Below are 19,118 nucleotides of genomic sequence, written 5' to 3'. Positions count from 1 at the left end.
TGCCAAAATGCGCCGGAGCGGGCGCAAGAAACCTCAGGCGGCCATGGCCAGGAAACCCTTGTGGCGCTTGGCCATTTTGGCCATCTCCAACTCCCAGATGGCCTTGCTTGCGCTGGCCATGTCCTGGGTGGTGTAGGGGCCGGATTTGCGCTGGCCGTCGATCACCACGAACCAGCAGGCGAGATGCCCTTGCGCTCGCAGCGCCTCGGGAACTGCACTTCCAACCAGGGACATGATGTCGATATGCGGCATGGCTACCTCCTTGAATCTGTTGGAGCCACTTTATGGGGCCTTGGCGCCGCGTTGAAATCAGTCGTCTCGATAGTGCTTATGGATAAGCGCAATCACAGCCGGCATCCCGTTCGGGAAAATCGGCAAAACCAATTCCCGCCCTGCCCGTCTATTGGCAAGAACACCCCCGGCAAGGAGGAAGACATGAACGGGCACAACCGCTACGAGATCATCTACAAGGAAAACGGCAGCCCACGCGCCTTGATGGTCGAGGTGGATTACCAGCCGTCCAGCGCCGACATCTACGGGTTGCTGATGGAGAAACACGGCATCCCCTTTACCGGGGAGCCGCGGGACAACGGCGACTACCTGCGCATGACGGCAGAGAAGGGCATCACCGACGTCGCGGTGCGGCGCAAGTACTGAAAGCAACGAGGATTAGAAGCAAGAAGCCCCGGTCGATGCCGGGGCTTCTCTATTGCTGCACGTCTTCCGTGCAGTGATCAGCTCAGGGTGCCGAGGTTGAAACCGGTCACCGAAGCGAGGGTGCCGCGCCACAGCGTCAGCCCGGTGCAGGTCAGGCCGCCGGCGGCATAGACGTTGACGTTCTTCAGGTGGATGTACTGCGGCGGCAGCAGCTTGGGGTCGTCGCCGGTGGTCTTGGTCATCACCCCGATGTTGGCGAAGGTGGCGCGGATCTCCTCCCTGCCCTCCTGAGGCCAGGAGTTGGCGTACTCGTCGGCGAACTGGGCGAAGTAGGTCTCCACGGAAATGAGCGTGCCGCTGATCATTCCCGCCCCGATGGTCAGCGTGATCCCGACCTCTACACCCAGGTCGTTGGCCTGACGCACCAGCATCTGCAGGAACCAGTCCATGCTGCGGCCCGTCCACTCGAAATCCTTGGCCTTGCTCAGGTCATATTCGGGCAGGGCTGCGGGCTCCTGCTTGGCGAGTTTGCTTGTATCGCTCATGTGTCCGTCTCCGTGGCGTTGTGGCTTCAAACCATAGGGTTATAGCACGCGCCTTCGTTCGACCCGCTACGCCGCGCAAGAGTTGCGGCCATGTGCCAGGTATGTAGGGGATCTAGGGGTCACCCCTAAGTCGTGTAAGAGATTGCCGACAAGTGGTTAAGAAATGAGCTAGCTATCACCTAGCCATCACCGTACACTTGGCGCCAAGTTCATGGCGAACCTGCTGGCGTAGCGCCCCCTGCAACGCAGCGTTCAATCAATCCAAGGAAAGCAATCCAAGCTGTCAGTTGTGACTCGACCAGGAAGGCCGATCACCGTCAGCTTCACCGTCGAGCAGTCGGAATGAGTACGGCCTTCAAGCGCTCCATCTTCGCAGCGTTAATGATCACCAGTGCTTTCTTCTCCACCACCAGCAATGCCGGCCAAGCCGTTGGAAACATGGGCGTCAGCTTGACGATCTCCAGTTCCTGCGCGGTCGACAGCGGCTATGACGCCAGCTCCCGCTCCTACAGCGTGACGCGTCAATCCTGCTCCAAGGGCGGTGAATACCAGGTGCGCACCGAGCACGCCAACGGTCACAGCGAAACCCTCGCCGACCAGGCCGTGACCCAAGTCAGCGGCGACGCCAAAGGCGACACCCGCGTAACGCTCTACTGGTAACAGCGATGCTTTCCATCGCCAGCGCGCAAGCCTGGCGATGCCCCCGCGCCAATCCGCCACACCCGCGCCACCCGCCGTTTTCCTAGGGGTTCCCCCTAGCGCCTCTTTGCCATCATTTCCTGCCTTTGCGCCCTGTGCTCTGCTGTGCGCCGGTCAAACACCTGACCGATTCATCAAGGAAAAGGACTGAGAGATGAAAAAGCTAGCGAAGCTGGTACTGGCCGGCGCCGGATTACTCGGCGCCCAGGGATTCGCCCTCAACGCCATCGCCGCCGAATTGCTCGGCAAATGGGACCTCAACGGCGACGGCACGCTGGAAAGCGTGTACCGCGGCACAGGCGTGCTGGAAGTGCGCAACGCCGCCGGCGCCCTGGAGCGCAGCTACAACTTCGGCAACGTCACCTGGAGCCTCGCCACTGCCGCCAACACCGACAGCCAGCCAGGCGCGGAACTGGTGGTGAAGGCCGGCCCGGACGTGGCGATCGTCAACCATGCGCTCAACGACGTGCGCAAATACGCCATCGGCAACACCCTGTTCGACGTGGTCGGCACCGCTCAGCTGGATGGCGGCCAGGGCGATGAGGTGATCGTTCGCGCCGGCAACGCCCTGGTGTTGATCTCCAACCTCAACCGCACCAAGCGCACCGTCAGCGATGGCATCACCGGCACCTGGCAATACCAGGGCGCCTACACCCTCGGCAACCTGCCCTACGCCACCCTCGCCTACACCGCCGGCACCAGCCTGCGCCTGTATGACTACAGCCTGCAGGCCGGTCGCGAGTTCCCCACCGACGGCGCCACCAGCGTCATCACCGCCGCCGACCTCGACGGCGCGCCCGGTAACGAACTGGTGGCCCGCTCCAGCAGCAACCTGCTGGTGATCACCGGTGGCGTGCAGACCGCCGTGCTCAGCAGCTACGCCGGTGGCACCGGCGCCAACTGGAACGTCCACGGCACCCTCGCCGACACCGACGGCCAGCCGGGGCAGGAAGTCATCCTCGCGCTGCCGGGCAAGGTGCGCGTGGTGCACCAGCGCACCGGCCAGGCCAAGGACTATGCCGTCTCCGGCACCTACGCCATCTATGCCGTCGCCGACCGTGACGGCGTGGCCGGCGCCGAGATCACCGTGGTCGACAGCGCCAACCGCACCTTCATCATCAATGACCGCCTCGGCACCATCAAACCGCTGTAACCCGCCAGCTCCCGGCCATGGCCGGGAGCTGCCCCACCCACTAGTACAGATGTACTAGTCCTTCTCCAAGCGTGAGCAGGTTGGCGTAACGTGACGGCCACCGCCGCTATGCTCGGCCGCCCCGAACACTCCTCGCCCCTGGCAGTACCGCATCCAGAAGGAACGCCCCATGAACAAAGGACTCCCCTGCCTCAGCCTTCTCGGCCTGGCCCTGCTCAGCGGTTGCGTCCCGCGGCCCTCGCTGATCGACCAGCAGAACCAGTACACGCAGGATGTCGAAGCCCAGGCGCGCCTGTTGCACGCCGCCACCGACGACCTGTTCGAAGCAGCGATGGCCAGCGGCATGGCGATAGTCGTCACCACCACCGTCAACCTCGACAGCCAGCAGTACAACTTCGAAAACAATGACGATTCGGTGCGTTTCGAGAAGTTGCGCACCGGCACCGCGGTCTGGCGCAACAGCTCCAATCCCAAGCGCCTGCTCTACGTGGGCAACAACATGCAGGCCGAGAAGATCGGCGCCCACGGCTCCCACTACCAGACGGTGTTCGGCCGCACCCTCTATCAGATCTACATCGTCGAACCCGGCCATTACGACCTGGTCGGCAGCCTTTACAACTCACCACGCACCAGCACGCCCAACCCGCGCACCAACCAGGACATCAAACCCTCGACGCTGGGCCAGGTGACGCTGGTGGAAAAGGAATTCACCGAGTTCGACCGCGGCCAGCGCTGGCAGGATGCCCAGTACCGCACGGAAACGGTGAACCAGAGCTACTGCGCCGCCGTGCGCGTGGTCAGCGGCGAATGCGTGAGCTGGGGCAACAACTCCTACGACGTCACCAACCAGACCGCCGCCGCCGGCTGGGTTTCCAGCGTCAGCGCACGCAAGGTGGCGAGCGTCGAAACCCACAGCGAGTTGAAGAAGGCCTTCGCCTCCTTCGATGTCGCCCCTGGCGAGGCCATCGTGGTCGACGGCTTCTACCCCGAAGCGCCCAACGTCGGTTTCGAGGAGAAGGACTGCCGCCGCACCGCCAACGATAAGCTCGAGTGCGAACTCTCCGCTCTTTATATGGTGCGCATCCCCACCGGCCTGCAGGAGTTCCGCGGCGCCACCGACCCCTCCAAGTACGGCTACATGAAGATGAGCAAGGCCCTGGCCAACCTGCAGTACCGCCCGGTGAAGCTCAACGCCAAGCCGGTGAAGGATGAAACCATCTGGGGCGAAACCTACGTGCTCAAGCGCTGAGCTGACGGCAGGCCCTGAAACGCAAAAGCCCCCTGGAGTCCTCGACTCCAGGGGGCTTTTTCATACACGCGAAGATCAGCGCTTGATGAAGGTGTACGGCGGCCGCTTGAACAGCGACTGATCCGGCAGCAGCTTCAGGCTGCCCGCCTCGACACCGAGCAGGGTGTATTCGGAACGCTCCGTAGCCTCGCGCTCCCCATTGCCCGAGAAGCCGTCCTTGAAGGTGTTGCGGGTCACCACCCGCAACGTGTCGCCCTTCAGCTCCCAGGTCCCGGCCAAGCGCCCGGTTCCCATGCTGTCGACCAGGGTGCCGGCAAAGCTGCCGTCGGCCTTGAAGGTCCAGTCCAGCGTTTCTTCATCGTTCTTCATGTACCAGCGCCCGACGATATCGGCGCTCTTGAAGGCCGAAGGCTCCGCAGGCGCGGCTTCGGTGGTCGGTTTCGCAGCCGCCTCGGGCGCCTTCTCGGCCGGAGACGCCGCCCCCTTGATCTGCTCCGCCCCGCTCGGCGGGGGCACGTTGCCGAACTGCACCTTGCCGTTGGCATCCACCCATTTGTAGATCTGCGCACCCGCCACCACCGGTAGCCCCGACAACACCATCACTGCGGCGAGCGCCGCCAGCCATTTCCCTGAAACCACGATGCAGCTCCCGATGTACCCATGAGTGAAGCGCCGACCGGCGCCCATGACTGAAACCGAACATGCCCGAGCAGGCATGGCAGTTTCCGGGTTACGTCACCAACCGGCAACCCATGCAGCAATGACCCCACACGGAAAAACCGGCACTGCGCCACAGGCAGGTTGCGACGCCGCGCACAACCTGCCTGCTAACACCACGCCACTAGCTCATGCGCCCTATTCAAGTCGCCACGAGCGCTCGCTAACGTCCGCGCTCTGCCGTGCAAGGGGCTGGGCTCTCCAGTTGCCAAGCGGCCCTTCATGGAAGACACGCATGAACATCAAGAACAAAGTCGTACTGGGCGTATCGCTGGCACTGCTGCTGATCCAGGTCCAGCAATCGGCGATGGCTGCTGACTGGTGGGTGATCTTCGGCACCGGCGACCAGCCCAACCGTGACCTCTTCTACGCCGACGGCGCCTCCGTCGCCGAACTCAAGATGGAATCCGGCCAGTCAGAACCCGCCCGCTCCGTCACCGTCGTGCAGATATTCGAAACCGCCGACGCCCCCGACTTCGTTGCTTACGACCTGCAGTTCCAGTGCAACAAGCGCCTGCTGAAGGTCAACACCGTCACCGCCTACAACCGCTCCGCCACCGCCTCCACCCTGCCGGCGCCCAAGGGCTGGAACCCGGTCCCGCAAAGCTGGATCGACCGCTCCTACGACTTCGCCTGCAAACCCGACGGGCGTGAAGCCAACGCGATGATGCGCCTTGGCAACACCACCGCCGACGTCCTCGCCACCGTCACCCGCACCAAGATGTGGGGCATCACCCGCCCAAGCGCCTATGAAGAGAACAACGGCCCCAACGCCGTGAAGAACAGCAGCCAGGGCGTCCTGCGCGACCTCGACCTCCTCCTGGGCAACAAGCCCGCCAACCCGTGACAGGCAGCCAGGAGACAGACAAATGAAAGCGCTACGGATACTCGCCCTGGCCTGCCCGCCGCTCGCACTGGGCGGCTGCATCCAGATGGACACGCTCCCCGAGCTCTACGCCGCCAGCCAATGGAAGGGCCGCTCCGCCGAGGAAGCCATCAACTTCTTCGGCAAACCGGACCAGATGAACCCCACCGGCACCGGTGAAGTCGTGCTCAGTTGGTACAGCGACACGTCCTACTACCAGAACGAAGTGGTCGGCACCTCGTCGGAGCAGCAAGGCAACGTCATCGTCACCACCAACTACTGGGACAACGTCCACCACCCCAACCGCTGCATCATCACCATCACCGTCGACAAGTCGAAGACCATCACTGCCTTCGAAGCCGATGACGGGCAGATGCTGCTGTCCCACGGCTGTGCGCAGATCGAGTTCGGGCCGCCTTGAGCGGCCGAACTCACAGGCTTCCCTCCGGAAGCGGCGCCAGGCTACCTCGGACGCGAACAGGAAAAAACACTGGTATCGCAGCTGCTCTGCAAGCAGCACAAACGCGTCATTGAAAACACAGCTCACGAGCAACCTGACGTGCCAGTCGGATGTAGAGTGCCTCGCCAATGCGGGGCTTTTTCATTCTGAGCCCGAAGAATCCAGCTCCTTTGCCAACCTCATCAATAGCCGGTTTCCGGACGTTTGCCGACACGCCGCACTGCCAGTAGAGTTGCGCGACATCAGCCAAGGCCCGGGCCGCTGAAGACGTCGATTCAAGGAAGAACACCATGAAGCTGGGAACAATCCTCAAGGCCGCGGCCTTCGTCGCATTCGCCTACTTTTGCGTCAAGCAGATACTCATCCACCAGAGCTGGCCCGAAACCACCGGAACAATCACGACGATCACGCACAAGCCCCAGAACGGCGGCTCCTATTACGTCGTGAAGATCAACGTCTCCTATACCGTTGATGGCCACACGTACTCGGACGTCGGAACCAGAGAAGTCAAAAGACGGACTCTCGACGGAACCCTTAGCCAGAACAAGCCGGGCACCTCCGTGAAGGTGAAATACGATCCCCAGTTCCCTCAGGACGCAATGATCACAACGCCGGGATGGGATGGATTGAAGCTATGAAGGTGAACAAAAGGCGCCTTGCTCTTGTGTGGCCCGCACTGATGGCAACCCTCCTCTCCGGATGCGCTACCGAGCCGGAGCAGTGCCGCATCACCCCCTCCCTGATTTCCGAGCTCAAGCTCGGCCAGACCTCCTACCGCCGCCTGGACCACCTCGGCGAAATGGATGGGGGCGTAGTGATGGGGAACGCATGGTTCCTGTCTGGTGGCTGGGTCTGTGCGGACGGCACCTACCTCAACATCACTGTTGAAGACAGGGACATCATCGGGAAGTACAGCTACGGGTTTCCAGGGCAGGACCCCGTCACCTGTGACCAACTGCCAAAACCGGGATGCCAGTGATACAGAGGGCCTGCTTGCAGCCATAAAGGAGCGGTGCACTCTGGGCGCAGAGGCCTCGCTTTAGCCACCCCCAACCCAAACCAGGAGCCTGGCAGCAGCAACTTCCGAGATGACAGGTTTCAGGGGTCGTCCTGGGCAGGACTGGAATACGGTGGTTTGGTCCTAAAATGGTCCTAAACGAAACCGCTAGAAAGCAAAAACCCCTGACTTCGCTGGGAATATCAGGGGTTTGCTTGAATCGGAAAGTGGCGGTGAGGGTGGGATTCGAACCCACGATACGGTTTCCCGTATACACACTTTCCAGGCGTGCTCCTTCAACCGCTCGGACACCTCACCGGAATCTCTCCGAGGCGTCAGCCCCGTCGAGGTGCGCTAATTTAGTGGAGTGTTTTCCGGAATGCAAACATTTTTTTGAGAATTTTCATGCGCTTATGGAGAACGGGGCGAGTCGCCGTCCTGGCCGTTGCGGTAGTCGTCGAATTTGAGGCTGCCGAAGAAGATGAAGCCGAAGGAAACGAACACCCCGGCGACGAATAACAGGAGCACGCCGGTGGGGTTCTGCAGGGTGGCGCTGTTGGCCACGAGCAACGAGCCGAGCAGCAGAACGACGGCGAGGATGATGCTGGCGCTGTGGGCGAATCGGTCCATAGGAGCTCCTGTCGACAATGGAGGCGAACTTACCGGCCTCCCGCGGCCCCGCCCAATTGTCCCTGCCCATCACCCCCATAGAGAACGCCTTATAGGGAGGAAACGCCCGGCCCGCCTGACTTGTCAGTCAGTCAAAGCGCTTTACCTGAATCCTGCGCCTGAGTAGTGTCTGCCCCACTCCACAACAAGGACCCCTGCCATGAGTGAGCTGATCTCCTACCAATTCGAAGACGGCGTCGCCACCCTGACCCTTGCCAACGGCAAGGTGAACGCCATTTCCCCGGACGTGATCGCCGCCTTCAATGCCGCGCTGGACCGCGCCGAGCAGGACCGCGCCATCGTCATCCTCACCGGCCAGCCGGGCATCCTCTCCGGCGGCTACGACCTCAAGGTAATGACCTCCGGCCCGCAGAACGCAGTGAACCTGGTCGCCGCCGGCTCCACCCTGGCGCGCCGCATGCTCGCCCACCCCTTCCCCATCATCGTTGCCTGCTCCGGCCACGCCGTGGCCAAGGGCGCCTTCCTGCTGCTGTCGGCGGACTACCGCATCGGCGTCGAGGGCCCCTTCAGCATCGGCCTGAACGAAGTGCTGATCGGCATGACCATGCACCATGTCGGCATCGAGCTGGCTCGTGACCGCCTGACCAAGGCCGCCTTCCAGCGCTCGGTGGTCAATGGCGAGATGTTCGACCCCAAGGGCGCCCAGGAAGCCGGCTTCCTAGACAAGGTGGTGCCGGCCGAAGAACTGCTGGCCACCGCCCAGGCCGTCGCCCAACAGATGAAGAAGATCAACTCCACCGCCCACAAGAACACCAAGCTCAAGGTGCGCAAGGCGCTGCTGGAGACCCTGGACGCCGCCATCGAGCAGGACAAGCAGCACCCGCTCTGATCACACCGTCCCCTGTAGAAAGCCCGGCCCCGTGCCGGGCTTTTTCATTTCCGCCTCCTGCCTCGCTGTAGCCGCCTAGACTCCCATCCCAGACGAGCAGCAGAAATTTCCGACAAGTGATGGCACTTTGCTTCGGACAAGCTCGAAAAGCTGTATTACTTTTAAGCCATGACGCCGGGCACGGACGGAAGGCATCAGGCATTTCACTCGCCAGGAGCTCCGCATGAAGATTGCCCACAAGGTCAGCCTTGCCGCCGCTGCAGTACTCTTCCTCACCACCGCGCTCCTGTCCCTGGCCCAGGTCAGCCAGGTCCGTAGCACCCTTCGCGCCCAAGCTGAATCCAGCATTTCCGAATCCAGCAACGCCCTGGCCCGCCAGATCGAAAACTGGTTGAACGCCAAACTGCGCCTGCTGGACCTCATGTCCCAGACCATCGACAGCAAATACAGCCCCGAGGAAACCCAGCGCGTCGTCGATTCGACGATGCTGAAGAACGAATTCATTCTGGTGTTCGGCGCCCTCGAAGCCGACGGCAAGCCAATCAAGAACGACCCCTCCTGGCAGCCCAAACCCGACTGGGACGGCCGCCAGCGCCCCTGGTACGCCACTGGCAAGGCCGGCAGCCAGGCCGTGCTCACCGAGCCCTACGTCGATTCCACCACGGGCGAGATCCTCATCTCCGCCGTTGCCCGTATCACCGATGCCGGCAAGTTCCTCGGCGTGATGGGCGGCGATATCCGCCTGAAGACCGTGGCCGACGCGGTCAACACCCTGGACTTCAACGGGGCCGGCTACGCCTTCCTGCTCAGCCGCAACGGCAACATCATTTCCCACCCCGACACCAAACTGAACGGCAAGCCCTACAGCGAACTGTTCGGCGGCAAGAGCCCGGCCCTGAACAAGGACCTGCAGGAAATCGACACCGGCGACCAGCAACTGCTGGTGTCCTTCACCCCGCTGCCCAACCTCAAGGGCATGGACTGGTACATAGGCGTCGTGCTCGACCAGGGCAAGGTGATGGCCGAAGCCAACGCCCTCAGCTGGCGCGCCGTGGTCGGTACCGTGCTGGGCGTGATCATCAGCCTGGTGCTGCTGGGCGTACTGATGAAGAGCGTACTGCGACCGCTGGATGCCCTGGGTGACTCGCTGCACGAGATCAACAGCGGCCAGGGCGACCTGACCAAGCGCCTGCCGGCCGCCGGCAACGACGAAATCTCCCTGGTGGCCCGCGAATTCAACAGCTTCCTGCAGAACCTGCAGACCCTGATCGGCGACGTGATGGGCAGCTCCCAGCAAGTGCGTGGCAGCACCGACCTCACCTCCAATGAAGCCGGCCAGGCCGCCAACCGCCTGCAGGTGCAACTGATGGAGCTGGACCAGCTGGCCACCGCCATGCAGGAGATGGCCTCCACCGCCGAGGAAGTGGCGCGCAACGCCCAGGCCGCCGCCCAGGCAGCGCTGGCCGCCAACGAGGAGACCGAGAACGGCGTCACCGTGGTCTCCCGCTCCACCGAGGCGATCAAGCAGCTCGCCAACGAGATGGACGACACCGGCCAGGCCATCAACGAGCTGGCCAAGCTCAGCCAGAGCATCGAATCCATCCTCTCGGTGATCACCAGCATCGCCGACCAGACCAACCTGCTCGCCCTCAACGCCGCCATCGAAGCGGCGCGGGCTGGCGAGTCCGGCCGTGGTTTCGCGGTGGTGGCCGACGAGGTGCGCTCCCTCGCCTCGCGCACCCAGCAGTCGACCCAGGAAATCCGCCAGATGATCGACCAGCTGCAGACCGGCGTCCGCCAGGCCGAGCAGCGCATGCAGCAAAGCCGCGACACCGCCAGCAAGACCGCCGACGATGCCGGCGCGGCCAACGATATGCTCGGGCGCATCCGCGATGCCATCAACCGCATCAACGACATGAACCTGCAGATCGCCACCGCCGCCGAGCAGCAGAGCGCCACCACCGAAGAGATCAACCGCAACACCACCAACATCCGCGACATCAGCCACGAGGTTGCCGGCGGTGCCGAGCAGCAGGTGCGTCAATGCGCGGTGATGGTGGAACAGGTCGGCCAGCAGGACAGGTTGCTCAGCCGCTTCAAGATCTGACCCGGGCAGGCCGCGCATGAAGCGCGGCCGCTTTGCCGGAGGCATGCCATGCGCGCGTTTCTGCTGGTGGCCCTGCTCTGCGCCACGGCCCTGTGCCGTGCCCAGGGACCAACGCCCGTCGAGGTCACCATCCTCTGCGACTCGGGCTACCCGCCCTATAGCTACGAGGAGAATGGCGAAGCCAAGGGGCTCTATACCGATATCCTGCGCAGGGTCTTCGCCCTGATGCCGGGCTACCGCGTCACCATCCGCCCGGTGCCTTGGCCGCGCGGCCTGGCGGAAGTGGCCAAGGGCAACGCCTTTGCCCTCTACCCGCCCTACTACCGCCCGGACGAACGCCCGTGGATGGAGTACTCGCGGCCGATCATGGAAGAGCGCCTGGCGGTGTTCATCCGCCCGGGGCTGGCCGGCACCCGGAATTTCGACGACTTCCCCAGTGCCTACGCCGGGCTGCGCGTGGGCCTCAACAGCGGCTTCGTCACGGTCAACTCCCAGCGCTACCGCGAGATGGTGGAGACCGGCGAGATCGACCAGTCCTACGCCCGCGACAACCGCACCAACCTGCTCAAGCTGCTGCGCCAGCGGATCGACGTCTACATCAACGATCGCCTGTCGATCCTCTGGGAACTGCAACAGATGCGCGAAGACGGCAGCATCACCGAGGAGGAAGCCATCAGCCTGGTGGAAGGCCCGGTTCTGGCCAGCGAACGCGGCCACCTCGGTTTCACCCGTCTCAATGCGGTCGCCTACCCCTACAAGGCCGACTTCATGCAGCGCTTCGACGCGGCACTGACCCAGGTACAGGCCAACGGCACCCTCGACCGACTGGCCGAACACTACAGCTCGCCGGAGTTCCTCCCTGCCACGGCCAGCGGTACAGAAAAGGTTACAACCCCCTGACCGGCAGCAATTGCCCAATAAAGTGCACACCCGTACACTGCGCGCCTTTTGTCTGACTGGGCGATATCGATGCTTTTCCTTCTGCGCATGATCCTCATGGGCGTGCACTTCATAATCGCCGGCATCGCCGGTCTGTTGCTCGGCATCTGCCGCCCATTCAACCCGGATAACAGTCGCCTCTGCGCCCGCTTCTATTCCCTGCCGGCGCTGCGCATCCTGCGCCTGGACGTGAAGCCCGACGTGAAGCTGCTGGAGCACGACAAGGCCTGCGTCATCGTCGCCAACCACCAGTCCAACTACGACCTCTACGTGCTCGGCCGCGTGGTGCCGCCACGCACCGTCAGCATCGGCAAGAAGAGCCTCAAGTGGGTGCCCTTCTTCGGCCAGCTCTACTGGCTCGCCGGCAACGTGCTGATCGACCGTGGCAACGCCCGCAAGGCCCGCGAAGCGATGCTCACCACCACCGAGACGCTGCGCAACAAAGACACCTCCATCTGGGTCTTCCCCGAAGGCACCCGCAACCTCGGCGAGGAGCTGCTGCAGTTCAAACGCGGCGCCTTCCAGATGGCCATCGCCGCCGGCGTGCCGATCATCCCGGTGTGCGTCAGCAACTACGTCAAGCAGATGCGCCTGAACCGCTGGAACAGCGGCAAGGTCATCATCCGCGCCCTGCCCGCCATCCCCACCGCCGGCTTGAGCCTGGACGACCTGCCCATGCTCATCGAGGAATGCCGGCAGAAGATGCTCGACTGCATCAACGCCATGGACCGCGAACTGGCCCAGGCCTGATCACCGTCCATGAAAAAGCCCGGCTCGATGCCGGGCTTTTTCGTTTGCGCGGGCGTGCAGGGTGGGCTTCAGCCCACGCGGCTCGAAACCTGCCCCTGTGCAACCAGGATGCCCCGCTCCACCAGCCAGCCAAGCACGAACTCCGCCACCGAACCCGGCGCTCGCAGCCAGGCGCTGTGGGGGTTTTCGTGGGGCGGCCGGGGCGACGGCAGGCGCTGCACCCGGGCCGGTGCCTGGATCAGCGCGGCCAGGCCGAGGGTGGAGGCTTCCGGCGAGAAGTTATCGCCTTCGATATTGACGAAGAGCGAGGTCACGCCCACCCGCGCCGGCTCCGCCAGGGGCAGGCCCACATGCTTGAAGTTGCCGCTGAAGGCCACCCGCCCCCATTGGCGGATCAGGCTGCGCGCCTCGTAGCCGCCGAAGCCGATGCGCGGCCCCGGCAGGTAGCCGAGCACCGCTGTCATCAGGTTGAAGCTCAGCGCCACCAGCGGCGTCATCAGGCGCTTGCGGCCGTGCCAGTGGCGGTAATGGATGTTGCCGCAGGCGACGCCGATCACCGTCACCTCGGCATCCGGGTTAGCCGCGGCATAGAGCGCCGCGACATGCCCACCCAAACTGTGCCCCAGCAACACCTGGCGGCTGCCGGGGAAATGCCGCGCGGCCATGGCCAGCAGCATGGGCACGAAATCCTCCACCAGCTCGCGGTAGCCATAGTCATGGCCGCGGTCCGGGCGCGGCCGGCTGGTGCCCTGGCCCGGCCAGTCGGCCACCAGCACATTGCAGCCGGCGGCCACCAGCGCCTGGGCCAACGCCTCGTACTTGCGCGCCGCCACGCCCATGGCGGGCATCACCACCAGGGCCGGCGCACCCGGTTGCCCCGGATGGATCGTCACCGGGCAATCGAAAGTACCCGCAGCGAAAGGGAATGCCTCGTTCACGCCTGTTCTCCTTGTTATGAGCGGGAGCCGCCGAATCTAGAGCAAGCGCCGCACCGGCACCATGACCCGCCGGGTAATTCGGCCGAAGTGCCCGCCTTTGTGGAAGAACTCCCCGCATCCACCGACACTCTCAAGCAGGGGCGGGTTAAGCTCACCGCCGCTCACCATTCGAACAAGGAAAACCAGCGCATGGGTCATGTGGTTGCCGCCGCCGTCTACGCCAAGGGCAAGAAGATCACCGACATCAGCCTCGACGAGGGCAAGGAGTGGGCGAAGAAGCCCGGCCATTTCGTCTGGATCGGCCTGCACGATCCTGGCGCCGAGGAACTGACCAACCTGCAGCGCCAGTTCGACCTGCATGAACTGGCCCTCGAAGACGCCCTGGTGCGCCACACCCGGCCCAAGCTGGAAACCTTCGGCGACGCCCTGTTCCTGGTGCTCTACTCGCCCATCCGCACCGACGACGGTCTCACCTTCGTCGAGACCCAGCTGTTCGCCGGCACCGGCTACGTGATCAGCGCCCGCTACGGTGCCTCGGCGCCTTACTCCCAGGTGCGCCAGCGCTGCGAAGCGCGCCCGCTGCTGCTGGAGCACGGCGAGGACTTCGTGCTCTACGCGCTGCTGGCCTTCGTCATCGAAAACTACCGTCCGCTGATGGACGGCTACCACCTGGAGCTGGAAGCCCTCGAGCAGTTGGTGCTCGACCGCCCCCTCAGCCAGGAAGATGTCGAGCACATCCAGGGCGTGCGCCGCGACCTGCTGCGCCTGCGCCGCTACATCGGCCCGCTGGCGGAAATCTGCCAGGAGCTGCAGCGCCTGGAGTTCCCCTTCATCGACAAGAACATGCGGCCCTACTTCCGCGACATCGCCATCCACGTCAACCGCCTGCTGGAAGACCTCACCGGCCTGCGCGAAATGGCCGACCACGCCATCGAGATCGGCCTGCTGCTGGAGTCCTCGCGCCAGAGCGTGGTGCAACGCAAGTTCGCCGCCTGGGCCGCCATCCTCGCCTTCCCCACCGCCGTGGCCGGCATCTACGGGATGAACTTCCAGAACATGCCGGAACTCACCTGGCACTACGGCTACTTCGGCGTGCTCGGCTTCATCGCCGTCGGCTGCACCGGGCTGTTCGCCAGCTTCAAGCGCTCGGGCTGGCTCTAGCCACGAGTCTCGCCGCGCGCCCATGAAAAAGCCCGCCATCAGGCGGGCTTTTTCATGACACGAAGCGGTCAGGCCGCGTTACGGCCCTGGGCGACGAAACGCATCATCCACTCCGCCACCGTCGTGCCCTGGTGCTGCTTGTCCAGGCTGGCGACGCCCTTGCCGTAGATCTCATCGCCGAGGAACTGCTGGCGGATGTCCAGCAGCGCGCGGGAATAGTCGTGGATGAACTCCGGGTGGCCCTGGAAGCACAGCACCTGGTCGCCGATGGCGTAGGCCGCGTTCGGGCAGAAGTCGCTGGAGGCGATCAGGGTCGCGTTCTCCGGCAGCTGGGTGACCTGGTCCTGGTGGCTGATCAGCAGGGTCAGCTGGTCCAGTGCCGGGCTCATCCAGGCCGGTTGCTCGGCGATGCGGTAGGCGTGGGTGCCAACACCCCAACCCTGGGTCGCACGCTCGGTACGGCCGCCCAGCAGCAGCGCCAGCAACTGGTGGCCGAAGCACACGCCCAGCAGCTTGTCGCCGTTCTCGAAGCGCTCCAGCAGGTAGGTGCGCAGGGTCTGGATCCAGGGGTCATCACCGAAAGAGTCGGCCTTGCTGCCGGTCACCAGGTAGGCATCGAAGCGCTCACCGGCCGGCGGGTAGTTGCCCTCCACCACGTTGTAGACACTGAACTGGGCCTCGATCGGCTGCTTGGCGAACAGTTGCTCGAACATCTTCCCGTAGCCCTGGTACTGGTCGACCAGTTCGGGGCGAAGGAGATCGGTTTCCAGAATGCAGATACGTAACGGCATGGCGGACTTCCTGAAGCAATGAAAGGGGCAGCGCAAAGTGTGCGATTTATTTAACACAAGCACCCCTATAAGGAAATAGCGCCTACACCGAAGCGCCATAGAGGCTGACTAACAGCGGGATAGGGAACAGCAGCGGAGACGCCGTATGTGACGGCCTTTCAACAGATTCCCTTGCCACTCAGGCACTTGGATCGATCGTCAATAAAATTTTACGATCCCATGCAGACCTATTGGTTTCGTCGATAGTTTAAATGCCTGATATCCGTTTTTCTATCGAATCGCTTTTCGCGAAGCTGTGCCCACCCCACGGAACAGCCAAGCGGAAACCACCATGAGCAACCTCACCCTCAAATACGCACGCAATGGCGCCCTGGCTTCGCTCGGGCTCTACACCATCGCCATCTCCCTGCTGCTGGTGGTGAGCTTCAGCTACGAAAAGGCCCGCCTCGGCGTCAGCCCGGTGGACGGCTCCATGGGCTTCTACCAGCAGCTCAGCCAGAGCGTGCCGGCGATGCTGATGAGCCAGAAACCGGTCAGTGGACGGCAAAGCGGCTGAGGAGCGAAATCGCCATGAAGGCACAACGCAAACGGCTTCTCCTGCTCGCCGGCCTGGCGCTGATGACCAACGGCTTTTCGCTGATGGGTTACGCCCACGGCTCGGTGGGCGGCGTGGCCAAGAACATCGAGGCCCGCCACGAGATCGACCGCCAGCTCGCCAACGAGGTGGCGCTCAAGGGCGAACTCGGCAGCCCGCCGATCCGCCGGCAGTTCCAGCTGCCCGCCGCCTTCGTCATGGATTCACTGCTCTGCTGCCGCGACCGGTTGGCGTGAAAGCCGGTCGCAGCGCTGCGCATCGGGTAGACTGCCGACCCGTTTTCCGCCGCAAGGGTTACCAACCGTGTTCATCAAGGCACTCCGCATCGGCCTGGGCCAACTGATCATCCTCATCGACCTCGTCACCCGCCCGCGCAAGCTGCGCCGCAGCCCCGAGGCGCAAGCCCGGGTCGAGGAGGAAACCGCCGGCCTCGCCCTCTACCAGTTCCACGCCTGCCCCTTCTGCGTGAAGACCCGCCGCACCCTGCACCGCCTCAACCTGCCGGTGCAGTTGCGTGATGCCAAGAACGACGAAAGCCACCGCGCAGCCCTGCTTGCCGGCGGCGGCAAGGTCAAGGTGCCCTGCCTGCGCATCGACGAGAACGGCGAAAGCCGCTGGATGTACGAATCCAACGACATCATCCGTTACCTCGAAAGCCGCTTCGCCCAGGCCTGACCCGCTAGTTACTGCCGCCTGCGCCTCCAGCACCGCCCGCCGCCCCACCTGCAGCGCCCGACCCCGTGGTCGAACGGCCCTGGCCGGTGGTCGGCGCGCCGGGCGCGGCGGTGGATGAGTCCTGCACGGACGTGGACGTACCCGGCCGCGCCGTCGAGCTGCCGGGCACGGCAGTGGAAGTCCCGGGCAACGCCGTCGAACGCCCCTGCCCCGTGGTCGGTTTGCCCGGCGCATGGGTCGGCATGCCCTGCCCCGTCGTCGGTGTATCGGGAGCCGCGATGGAGCTGCCCTGACCAGGGGTCGGCGAGCCCGGCGAGGTGGTCGGATTGCCCGTGGTCGTGGTCGGCGACCCCACCGAGCTGCCGGAGCCCTCAGCGCCTGGCGTCGCCGCCGAAGACGGCACCCCGGAGTTGTTCAACGCCGGTTGCTCGCCCTTGCGTTCGGCCTCCATGTTGGCACCGATCTGGTCGCGCTCCTGCTCCATGGTCAGGTCCTCGTCATCCGCCAGCACCACCGTGGAAACGGCGCCGACCAGCAGCAGCAACGGAAGATTCAGCCGTCTCATCTCAACCTCCAGGTTCATTCGGCATGACCTAGGGTGGACCCTGGCCAACGGCCGGGCGTTCAGCCAAAAGCGTGCGCGCAACCTCGATGTGCAAGCGCCGATCTCCGTGATCGCAGCGCTCATCGCCCGATGAATCCATGAGTCGGCACTGGCCAGGGGTGAGCCGATGCACCGTCCCGCACCGCCAACGCATCCAGCCGCCCGGGCGGGCGAATCCGGAACATCGCAGGTCGGAGAACACGCAGCCACGACAAGGAATCCGGCCAATACCCTGGCAATACGCTGTTTGCCGCAGATCCGCTCGCGTTTCCGAAGCTGCAAGGCAGGCCCGCTGGCACGTAGCGGAACGTCGGGAGGTAGTGGTACTTGTTTTCAGCGAACCAAGGAGGAAGACCCGATGGCTGAAAACAAATTTCAAGAACGGCCGCTCGACCCTAACGGCAAAGGCCTTGGCCCAGCACCCAGCGGCTGCCGTATCGCCGACGTTACGAGCCTGGGCTGGAACATCCTCGCCGACGACGTCAGCCTGCCGGTCGCCGTACTGCGCCAGAGCCGCCTCGAACACAACCTGGCGTGGATGGGCCGGTTCATCCGCCACTACGGCGTACAGCTGGCCCCCCACGGCAAGACCACCATGAGCCCCGCACTGTTCCACATGCAGCTCGAACAGGGCGCCTGGGGCATCACCCTGGCCACCGCCCCACAGGTGCAGGCCGCCTACAACCACGGCGTGCGGCGTGTGCTGATGGCCAACCAACTGGTAGGCAAGGCGAACATGGCGCTGGTCGCGCACCTGCTCCGGGACCCGGCCTTCAGCTTCTGTTGCCTGGTGGATTCCAGCACGAACGTCGAGGCACTGGGGCGCCACTTCTCCGCCACCGGCCAACGCCTGCGGGTGCTGCTGGAGTTCGGCGTGCAAGGCGGTCGCACCGGTATCCGTGACGAGCGACAGGAGGCCGAGGTGCTCGCAGCCATCGGGCGCTGGCCTGGCACCCTCAGCCTGGTGGGCTGTGAAGTCTACGAAGGCGTGTTGCAGGACGAGCCCAGCGTTCGGAACCTGCTGCGCCATGTACTGGAACGCACGCGGCAGCTGGCCGCCAAAGGCTGCTTCGACGAGCCCGAGGTGATCCTCTCCGGCGCGGGCTCCGCCTGGTACGACGTGGTCGCCGAAACCTTCAGCGGCCAGGACATCGGCCAGCCCCTGCAGGTGATACTGCGCCCGGGCTGCTACCTGACCCACGACGAAGGCATCTACCGCGAAGCGGCGCAGCGGATCCACGCCAGCAACACCGTGGCCAGGGAAATGGGTAGCAGCCTGCTGCCAGCGTTGCAGCTCTGGGCCCATGTGCAGGCGCTGCCCGAACCGGGCCTGGCGATCATCGGCCTGGGCAAACGCGATGCCGCGTTCGACGCGGGCATGCCCCTGCCGGCGCTTCACCACCGCCCTGGCCGCGAGGCGCCGCCGGTGGTCGCTCCGGCCGCCTGGAAGATCACGCGGATGATGGATCAGCACGCCTTCCTGGAAACGCCCCCCGACGCCGACCTGCAAGTGGGCGACCTGCTTGCGTTCGATATCTCCCACCCCTGCCTGACCTTCGACAAGTGGCGCCAGTTGCTGCTGGTGGATGACCACTACCGGGTCATCGGCGCGGTGGAAACCTTCTTCTAGCTCACCCCCTGGAACGAGCCGGTTCCCGCCTTATCAGGCGGGGCGGCCGGCCTTTGCCCCGAGAAAA

25 protein-coding genes, 1 tRNA gene and 1 pseudogene are annotated in these 19,118 nt (G+C 64.1%); 18 read left to right on the top strand and 9 right to left on the bottom strand.

The window, feature by feature from the left end:
- Nucleotides 1–33 precede the first annotated feature (33 nt).
- A complete protein-coding gene (locus tag ACXI0U_RS30580; protein WP_021216701.1) occupies nt 34–252 on the bottom strand; it encodes a hypothetical protein in 219 nt (72 codons plus the stop codon).
- A 183-nt stretch (nt 253–435) separates the two neighbouring features.
- Between ACXI0U_RS30580 and ACXI0U_RS30575 the strand changes: the two genes are divergently transcribed.
- Entirely contained in the window at nt 436–657 is a 222-nt protein-coding gene (locus ACXI0U_RS30575; protein WP_021216702.1) for a hypothetical protein, read from the top strand.
- Nucleotides 658–734: 77 nt separating this feature from the next.
- Here ACXI0U_RS30575 and ACXI0U_RS30570 read toward each other — a convergent pair whose 3' ends face one another.
- The gene (locus ACXI0U_RS30570; protein ID WP_263403112.1) at nt 735–1,202 is read right to left on the bottom strand and encodes a hypothetical protein; all 468 of its coding nucleotides are present in this window, start codon (nt 1,200–1,202) and stop codon (nt 735–737) included.
- 342 nt (nt 1,203–1,544) lie between these two features.
- On the opposite strand from ACXI0U_RS30570, the gene ACXI0U_RS30565 reads away from it, so the two are divergent.
- From ACXI0U_RS30565 to ACXI0U_RS30555, 3 genes are all read left to right on the top strand, one after another.
- Nucleotides 1,545–1,862: a hypothetical protein gene (locus tag ACXI0U_RS30565; RefSeq protein WP_148304242.1), complete on the top strand. Its 318-nt coding sequence runs from the start codon at nt 1,545–1,547 to the stop codon at nt 1,860–1,862.
- 193 nt (nt 1,863–2,055) lie between these two features.
- Nucleotides 2,056–3,054 (top strand): PA5033 family protein, encoded by a 999-nt coding sequence (locus ACXI0U_RS30560; RefSeq protein WP_374981459.1) that lies wholly within the window; start codon nt 2,056–2,058, stop codon nt 3,052–3,054.
- A 169-nt stretch (nt 3,055–3,223) separates the two neighbouring features.
- Nucleotides 3,224–4,303 carry a hypothetical protein gene (locus ACXI0U_RS30555; RefSeq protein ID WP_374981460.1) on the top strand — a complete coding sequence of 360 codons (1,080 nt, stop codon included), beginning with the start codon at nt 3,224–3,226 and terminating at the stop codon, nt 4,301–4,303.
- 75 nt (nt 4,304–4,378) lie between these two features.
- Here the strand turns inward: ACXI0U_RS30555 and ACXI0U_RS30550 are convergent, their stop codons facing one another.
- On the bottom strand, nt 4,379–5,020 hold the full coding sequence (locus ACXI0U_RS30550; RefSeq protein ID WP_479551321.1) for a DUF4124 domain-containing protein: 642 nt from the start codon (nt 5,018–5,020) through the stop codon (nt 4,379–4,381).
- Nucleotides 5,021–5,255: 235 nt separating this feature from the next.
- On the opposite strand from ACXI0U_RS30550, the gene ACXI0U_RS30545 reads away from it, so the two are divergent.
- The gene (locus tag ACXI0U_RS30545; RefSeq protein ID WP_479551320.1) at nt 5,256–5,867 is read left to right on the top strand and encodes a hypothetical protein; all 612 of its coding nucleotides are present in this window, start codon (nt 5,256–5,258) and stop codon (nt 5,865–5,867) included.
- Nucleotides 5,868–5,889: 22 nt separating this feature from the next.
- Nucleotides 5,890–6,306 carry a hypothetical protein gene (locus ACXI0U_RS30540; protein WP_479551319.1) on the top strand — a complete coding sequence of 139 codons (417 nt, stop codon included), beginning with the start codon at nt 5,890–5,892 and terminating at the stop codon, nt 6,304–6,306.
- A gap of 106 nt (nt 6,307–6,412) precedes the next feature.
- On the opposite strand, the gene ACXI0U_RS30535 is transcribed toward ACXI0U_RS30540, so the two are convergent.
- On the bottom strand, nt 6,413–6,637 hold the full coding sequence (locus ACXI0U_RS30535) for a hypothetical protein (RefSeq protein WP_479551318.1): 225 nt from the start codon (nt 6,635–6,637) through the stop codon (nt 6,413–6,415).
- Between ACXI0U_RS30535 and ACXI0U_RS30530 the strand changes: the two genes are divergently transcribed.
- Together ACXI0U_RS30530 and ACXI0U_RS30525 are read left to right on the top strand one after the other, a co-directional pair.
- The gene (locus ACXI0U_RS30530) at nt 6,636–6,983 is read left to right on the top strand and encodes a DUF3592 domain-containing protein (RefSeq protein ID WP_374981464.1); all 348 of its coding nucleotides are present in this window, start codon (nt 6,636–6,638) and stop codon (nt 6,981–6,983) included. The two genes, ACXI0U_RS30535 and ACXI0U_RS30530, sit on opposite strands and share 2 nt — an antisense overlap.
- On the top strand, nt 6,980–7,324 hold the full coding sequence (locus ACXI0U_RS30525) for a hypothetical protein (protein ID WP_374981465.1): 345 nt from the start codon (nt 6,980–6,982) through the stop codon (nt 7,322–7,324). The genes ACXI0U_RS30530 and ACXI0U_RS30525 overlap by 4 nt, the downstream gene beginning before the upstream one ends.
- A 246-nt stretch (nt 7,325–7,570) precedes the next feature.
- On the opposite strand, the gene ACXI0U_RS30520 is transcribed toward ACXI0U_RS30525, so the two are convergent.
- Nucleotides 7,571–7,660, bottom strand: a tRNA-Ser gene (locus ACXI0U_RS30520).
- A gap of 93 nt (nt 7,661–7,753) precedes the next feature.
- A complete protein-coding gene (locus tag ACXI0U_RS30515; RefSeq protein WP_184489408.1) occupies nt 7,754–7,972 on the bottom strand; it encodes a hypothetical protein in 219 nt (72 codons plus the stop codon).
- A 199-nt stretch (nt 7,973–8,171) separates the two neighbouring features.
- Here ACXI0U_RS30515 and ACXI0U_RS30510 point away from each other — a divergent pair, with 199 nt between their 5' ends.
- From ACXI0U_RS30510 to ACXI0U_RS30490, 5 genes and pseudogenes are all read left to right on the top strand, one after another.
- On the top strand, nt 8,172–8,861 hold the full coding sequence (locus ACXI0U_RS30510; protein ID WP_184489409.1) for a crotonase/enoyl-CoA hydratase family protein: 690 nt from the start codon (nt 8,172–8,174) through the stop codon (nt 8,859–8,861).
- A gap of 223 nt (nt 8,862–9,084) precedes the next feature.
- Nucleotides 9,085–10,110 (top strand): annotated as a pseudogene (locus ACXI0U_RS30505) (HAMP domain-containing protein); the annotation flags it as partial.
- 30 nt (nt 10,111–10,140) lie between these two features.
- Nucleotides 10,141–10,968: a methyl-accepting chemotaxis protein gene (locus ACXI0U_RS30500; protein WP_371877147.1), complete on the top strand. Its 828-nt coding sequence runs from the start codon at nt 10,141–10,143 to the stop codon at nt 10,966–10,968.
- 48 nt (nt 10,969–11,016) lie between these two features.
- Nucleotides 11,017–11,868: a substrate-binding periplasmic protein gene (locus ACXI0U_RS30495; RefSeq protein WP_316926644.1), complete on the top strand. Its 852-nt coding sequence runs from the start codon at nt 11,017–11,019 to the stop codon at nt 11,866–11,868.
- A 69-nt stretch (nt 11,869–11,937) separates the two neighbouring features.
- Nucleotides 11,938–12,657 (top strand): 1-acylglycerol-3-phosphate O-acyltransferase, encoded by a 720-nt coding sequence (locus ACXI0U_RS30490; RefSeq protein WP_265168193.1) that lies wholly within the window; start codon nt 11,938–11,940, stop codon nt 12,655–12,657.
- Between the two features lie 68 nt (nt 12,658–12,725).
- Here ACXI0U_RS30490 and ACXI0U_RS30485 read toward each other — a convergent pair whose 3' ends face one another.
- A complete protein-coding gene (locus ACXI0U_RS30485) occupies nt 12,726–13,595 on the bottom strand; it encodes an alpha/beta fold hydrolase (RefSeq protein ID WP_479551317.1) in 870 nt (289 codons plus the stop codon).
- Nucleotides 13,596–13,784: 189 nt separating this feature from the next.
- On the opposite strand from ACXI0U_RS30485, the gene ACXI0U_RS30480 reads away from it, so the two are divergent.
- Entirely contained in the window at nt 13,785–14,756 is a 972-nt protein-coding gene (locus ACXI0U_RS30480; RefSeq protein WP_271660759.1) for a magnesium and cobalt transport protein CorA, read from the top strand.
- Nucleotides 14,757–14,824: 68 nt separating this feature from the next.
- Here ACXI0U_RS30480 and ACXI0U_RS30475 read toward each other — a convergent pair whose 3' ends face one another.
- The gene (locus ACXI0U_RS30475; RefSeq protein WP_021216716.1) at nt 14,825–15,547 is read right to left on the bottom strand and encodes an amidotransferase; all 723 of its coding nucleotides are present in this window, start codon (nt 15,545–15,547) and stop codon (nt 14,825–14,827) included.
- Between the two features lie 331 nt (nt 15,548–15,878).
- Here ACXI0U_RS30475 and ACXI0U_RS30470 point away from each other — a divergent pair, with 331 nt between their 5' ends.
- The 3 genes from ACXI0U_RS30470 (at nt 15,879) to ACXI0U_RS30460 (ending at nt 16,817) form a co-directional block, all read left to right on the top strand.
- Nucleotides 15,879–16,103, top strand: a complete 225-nt coding sequence (locus tag ACXI0U_RS30470) for a hypothetical protein (RefSeq protein ID WP_043242934.1) — start codon at nt 15,879–15,881, stop codon at nt 16,101–16,103.
- A 14-nt stretch (nt 16,104–16,117) separates the two neighbouring features.
- Nucleotides 16,118–16,378 (top strand): hypothetical protein, encoded by a 261-nt coding sequence (locus tag ACXI0U_RS30465; RefSeq protein ID WP_021216718.1) that lies wholly within the window; start codon nt 16,118–16,120, stop codon nt 16,376–16,378.
- A 67-nt stretch (nt 16,379–16,445) separates the two neighbouring features.
- Nucleotides 16,446–16,817, top strand: a complete 372-nt coding sequence (locus tag ACXI0U_RS30460) for a glutathione S-transferase N-terminal domain-containing protein (RefSeq protein ID WP_021216719.1) — start codon at nt 16,446–16,448, stop codon at nt 16,815–16,817.
- Nucleotides 16,818–16,821: 4 nt separating this feature from the next.
- Here the strand turns inward: ACXI0U_RS30460 and ACXI0U_RS30455 are convergent, their stop codons facing one another.
- The gene (locus ACXI0U_RS30455) at nt 16,822–17,400 is read right to left on the bottom strand and encodes a hypothetical protein (protein ID WP_431484067.1); all 579 of its coding nucleotides are present in this window, start codon (nt 17,398–17,400) and stop codon (nt 16,822–16,824) included.
- A gap of 379 nt (nt 17,401–17,779) precedes the next feature.
- On the opposite strand from ACXI0U_RS30455, the gene ACXI0U_RS30450 reads away from it, so the two are divergent.
- The gene (locus tag ACXI0U_RS30450; RefSeq protein WP_431484066.1) at nt 17,780–19,051 is read left to right on the top strand and encodes an amino acid deaminase; all 1,272 of its coding nucleotides are present in this window, start codon (nt 17,780–17,782) and stop codon (nt 19,049–19,051) included.
- Nucleotides 19,052–19,118 lie beyond the last annotated feature (67 nt).

It is taken from the genome of Pseudomonas sp. C9D1 (assembly GCF_056491235.1).
This window is presented reverse-complemented; position numbering and strand designations above follow the sequence as displayed.

Coding starts and splice junctions, on each gene's coding strand:
- ACXI0U_RS30500 (WP_371877147.1), top strand. CDS start 10,141: ATGGGCAGCTCCCAGCAAGTGCGTGGCAGCACCGACCTCACCTCCAAT.
- ACXI0U_RS30470 (WP_043242934.1), top strand. CDS start 15,879: ATGAGCAACCTCACCCTCAAATACGCACGCAATGGCGCCCTGGCTTCG.
- ACXI0U_RS30465 (WP_021216718.1), top strand. CDS start 16,118: ATGAAGGCACAACGCAAACGGCTTCTCCTGCTCGCCGGCCTGGCGCTG.
- ACXI0U_RS30480 (WP_271660759.1), top strand. CDS start 13,785: ATGGGTCATGTGGTTGCCGCCGCCGTCTACGCCAAGGGCAAGAAGATC.
- ACXI0U_RS30450 (WP_431484066.1), top strand. CDS start 17,780: ATGGCTGAAAACAAATTTCAAGAACGGCCGCTCGACCCTAACGGCAAA.
- ACXI0U_RS30560 (WP_374981459.1), top strand. CDS start 2,056: ATGAAAAAGCTAGCGAAGCTGGTACTGGCCGGCGCCGGATTACTCGGC.
- ACXI0U_RS30490 (WP_265168193.1), top strand. CDS start 11,938: ATGCTTTTCCTTCTGCGCATGATCCTCATGGGCGTGCACTTCATAATC.
- ACXI0U_RS30565 (WP_148304242.1), top strand. CDS start 1,545: ATGAGTACGGCCTTCAAGCGCTCCATCTTCGCAGCGTTAATGATCACC.
- ACXI0U_RS30580 (WP_021216701.1), bottom strand. CDS start 252: ATGCCGCATATCGACATCATGTCCCTGGTTGGAAGTGCAGTTCCCGAG.
- ACXI0U_RS30550 (WP_479551321.1), bottom strand. CDS start 5,020: ATGCCTGCTCGGGCATGTTCGGTTTCAGTCATGGGCGCCGGTCGGCGC.
- ACXI0U_RS30570 (WP_263403112.1), bottom strand. CDS start 1,202: ATGAGCGATACAAGCAAACTCGCCAAGCAGGAGCCCGCAGCCCTGCCC.
- ACXI0U_RS30530 (WP_374981464.1), top strand. CDS start 6,636: ATGAAGCTGGGAACAATCCTCAAGGCCGCGGCCTTCGTCGCATTCGCC.
- ACXI0U_RS30540 (WP_479551319.1), top strand. CDS start 5,890: ATGAAAGCGCTACGGATACTCGCCCTGGCCTGCCCGCCGCTCGCACTG.
- ACXI0U_RS30475 (WP_021216716.1), bottom strand. CDS start 15,547: ATGCCGTTACGTATCTGCATTCTGGAAACCGATCTCCTTCGCCCCGAA.
- ACXI0U_RS30575 (WP_021216702.1), top strand. CDS start 436: ATGAACGGGCACAACCGCTACGAGATCATCTACAAGGAAAACGGCAGC.
- ACXI0U_RS30545 (WP_479551320.1), top strand. CDS start 5,256: ATGAACATCAAGAACAAAGTCGTACTGGGCGTATCGCTGGCACTGCTG.
- ACXI0U_RS30515 (WP_184489408.1), bottom strand. CDS start 7,972: ATGGACCGATTCGCCCACAGCGCCAGCATCATCCTCGCCGTCGTTCTG.
- ACXI0U_RS30510 (WP_184489409.1), top strand. CDS start 8,172: ATGAGTGAGCTGATCTCCTACCAATTCGAAGACGGCGTCGCCACCCTG.
- ACXI0U_RS30535 (WP_479551318.1), bottom strand. CDS start 6,637: ATGGTGTTCTTCCTTGAATCGACGTCTTCAGCGGCCCGGGCCTTGGCT.
- ACXI0U_RS30555 (WP_374981460.1), top strand. CDS start 3,224: ATGAACAAAGGACTCCCCTGCCTCAGCCTTCTCGGCCTGGCCCTGCTC.
- ACXI0U_RS30525 (WP_374981465.1), top strand. CDS start 6,980: ATGAAGGTGAACAAAAGGCGCCTTGCTCTTGTGTGGCCCGCACTGATG.
- ACXI0U_RS30455 (WP_431484067.1), bottom strand. CDS start 17,400: ATGAACCTGGAGGTTGAGATGAGACGGCTGAATCTTCCGTTGCTGCTG.
- ACXI0U_RS30495 (WP_316926644.1), top strand. CDS start 11,017: ATGCGCGCGTTTCTGCTGGTGGCCCTGCTCTGCGCCACGGCCCTGTGC.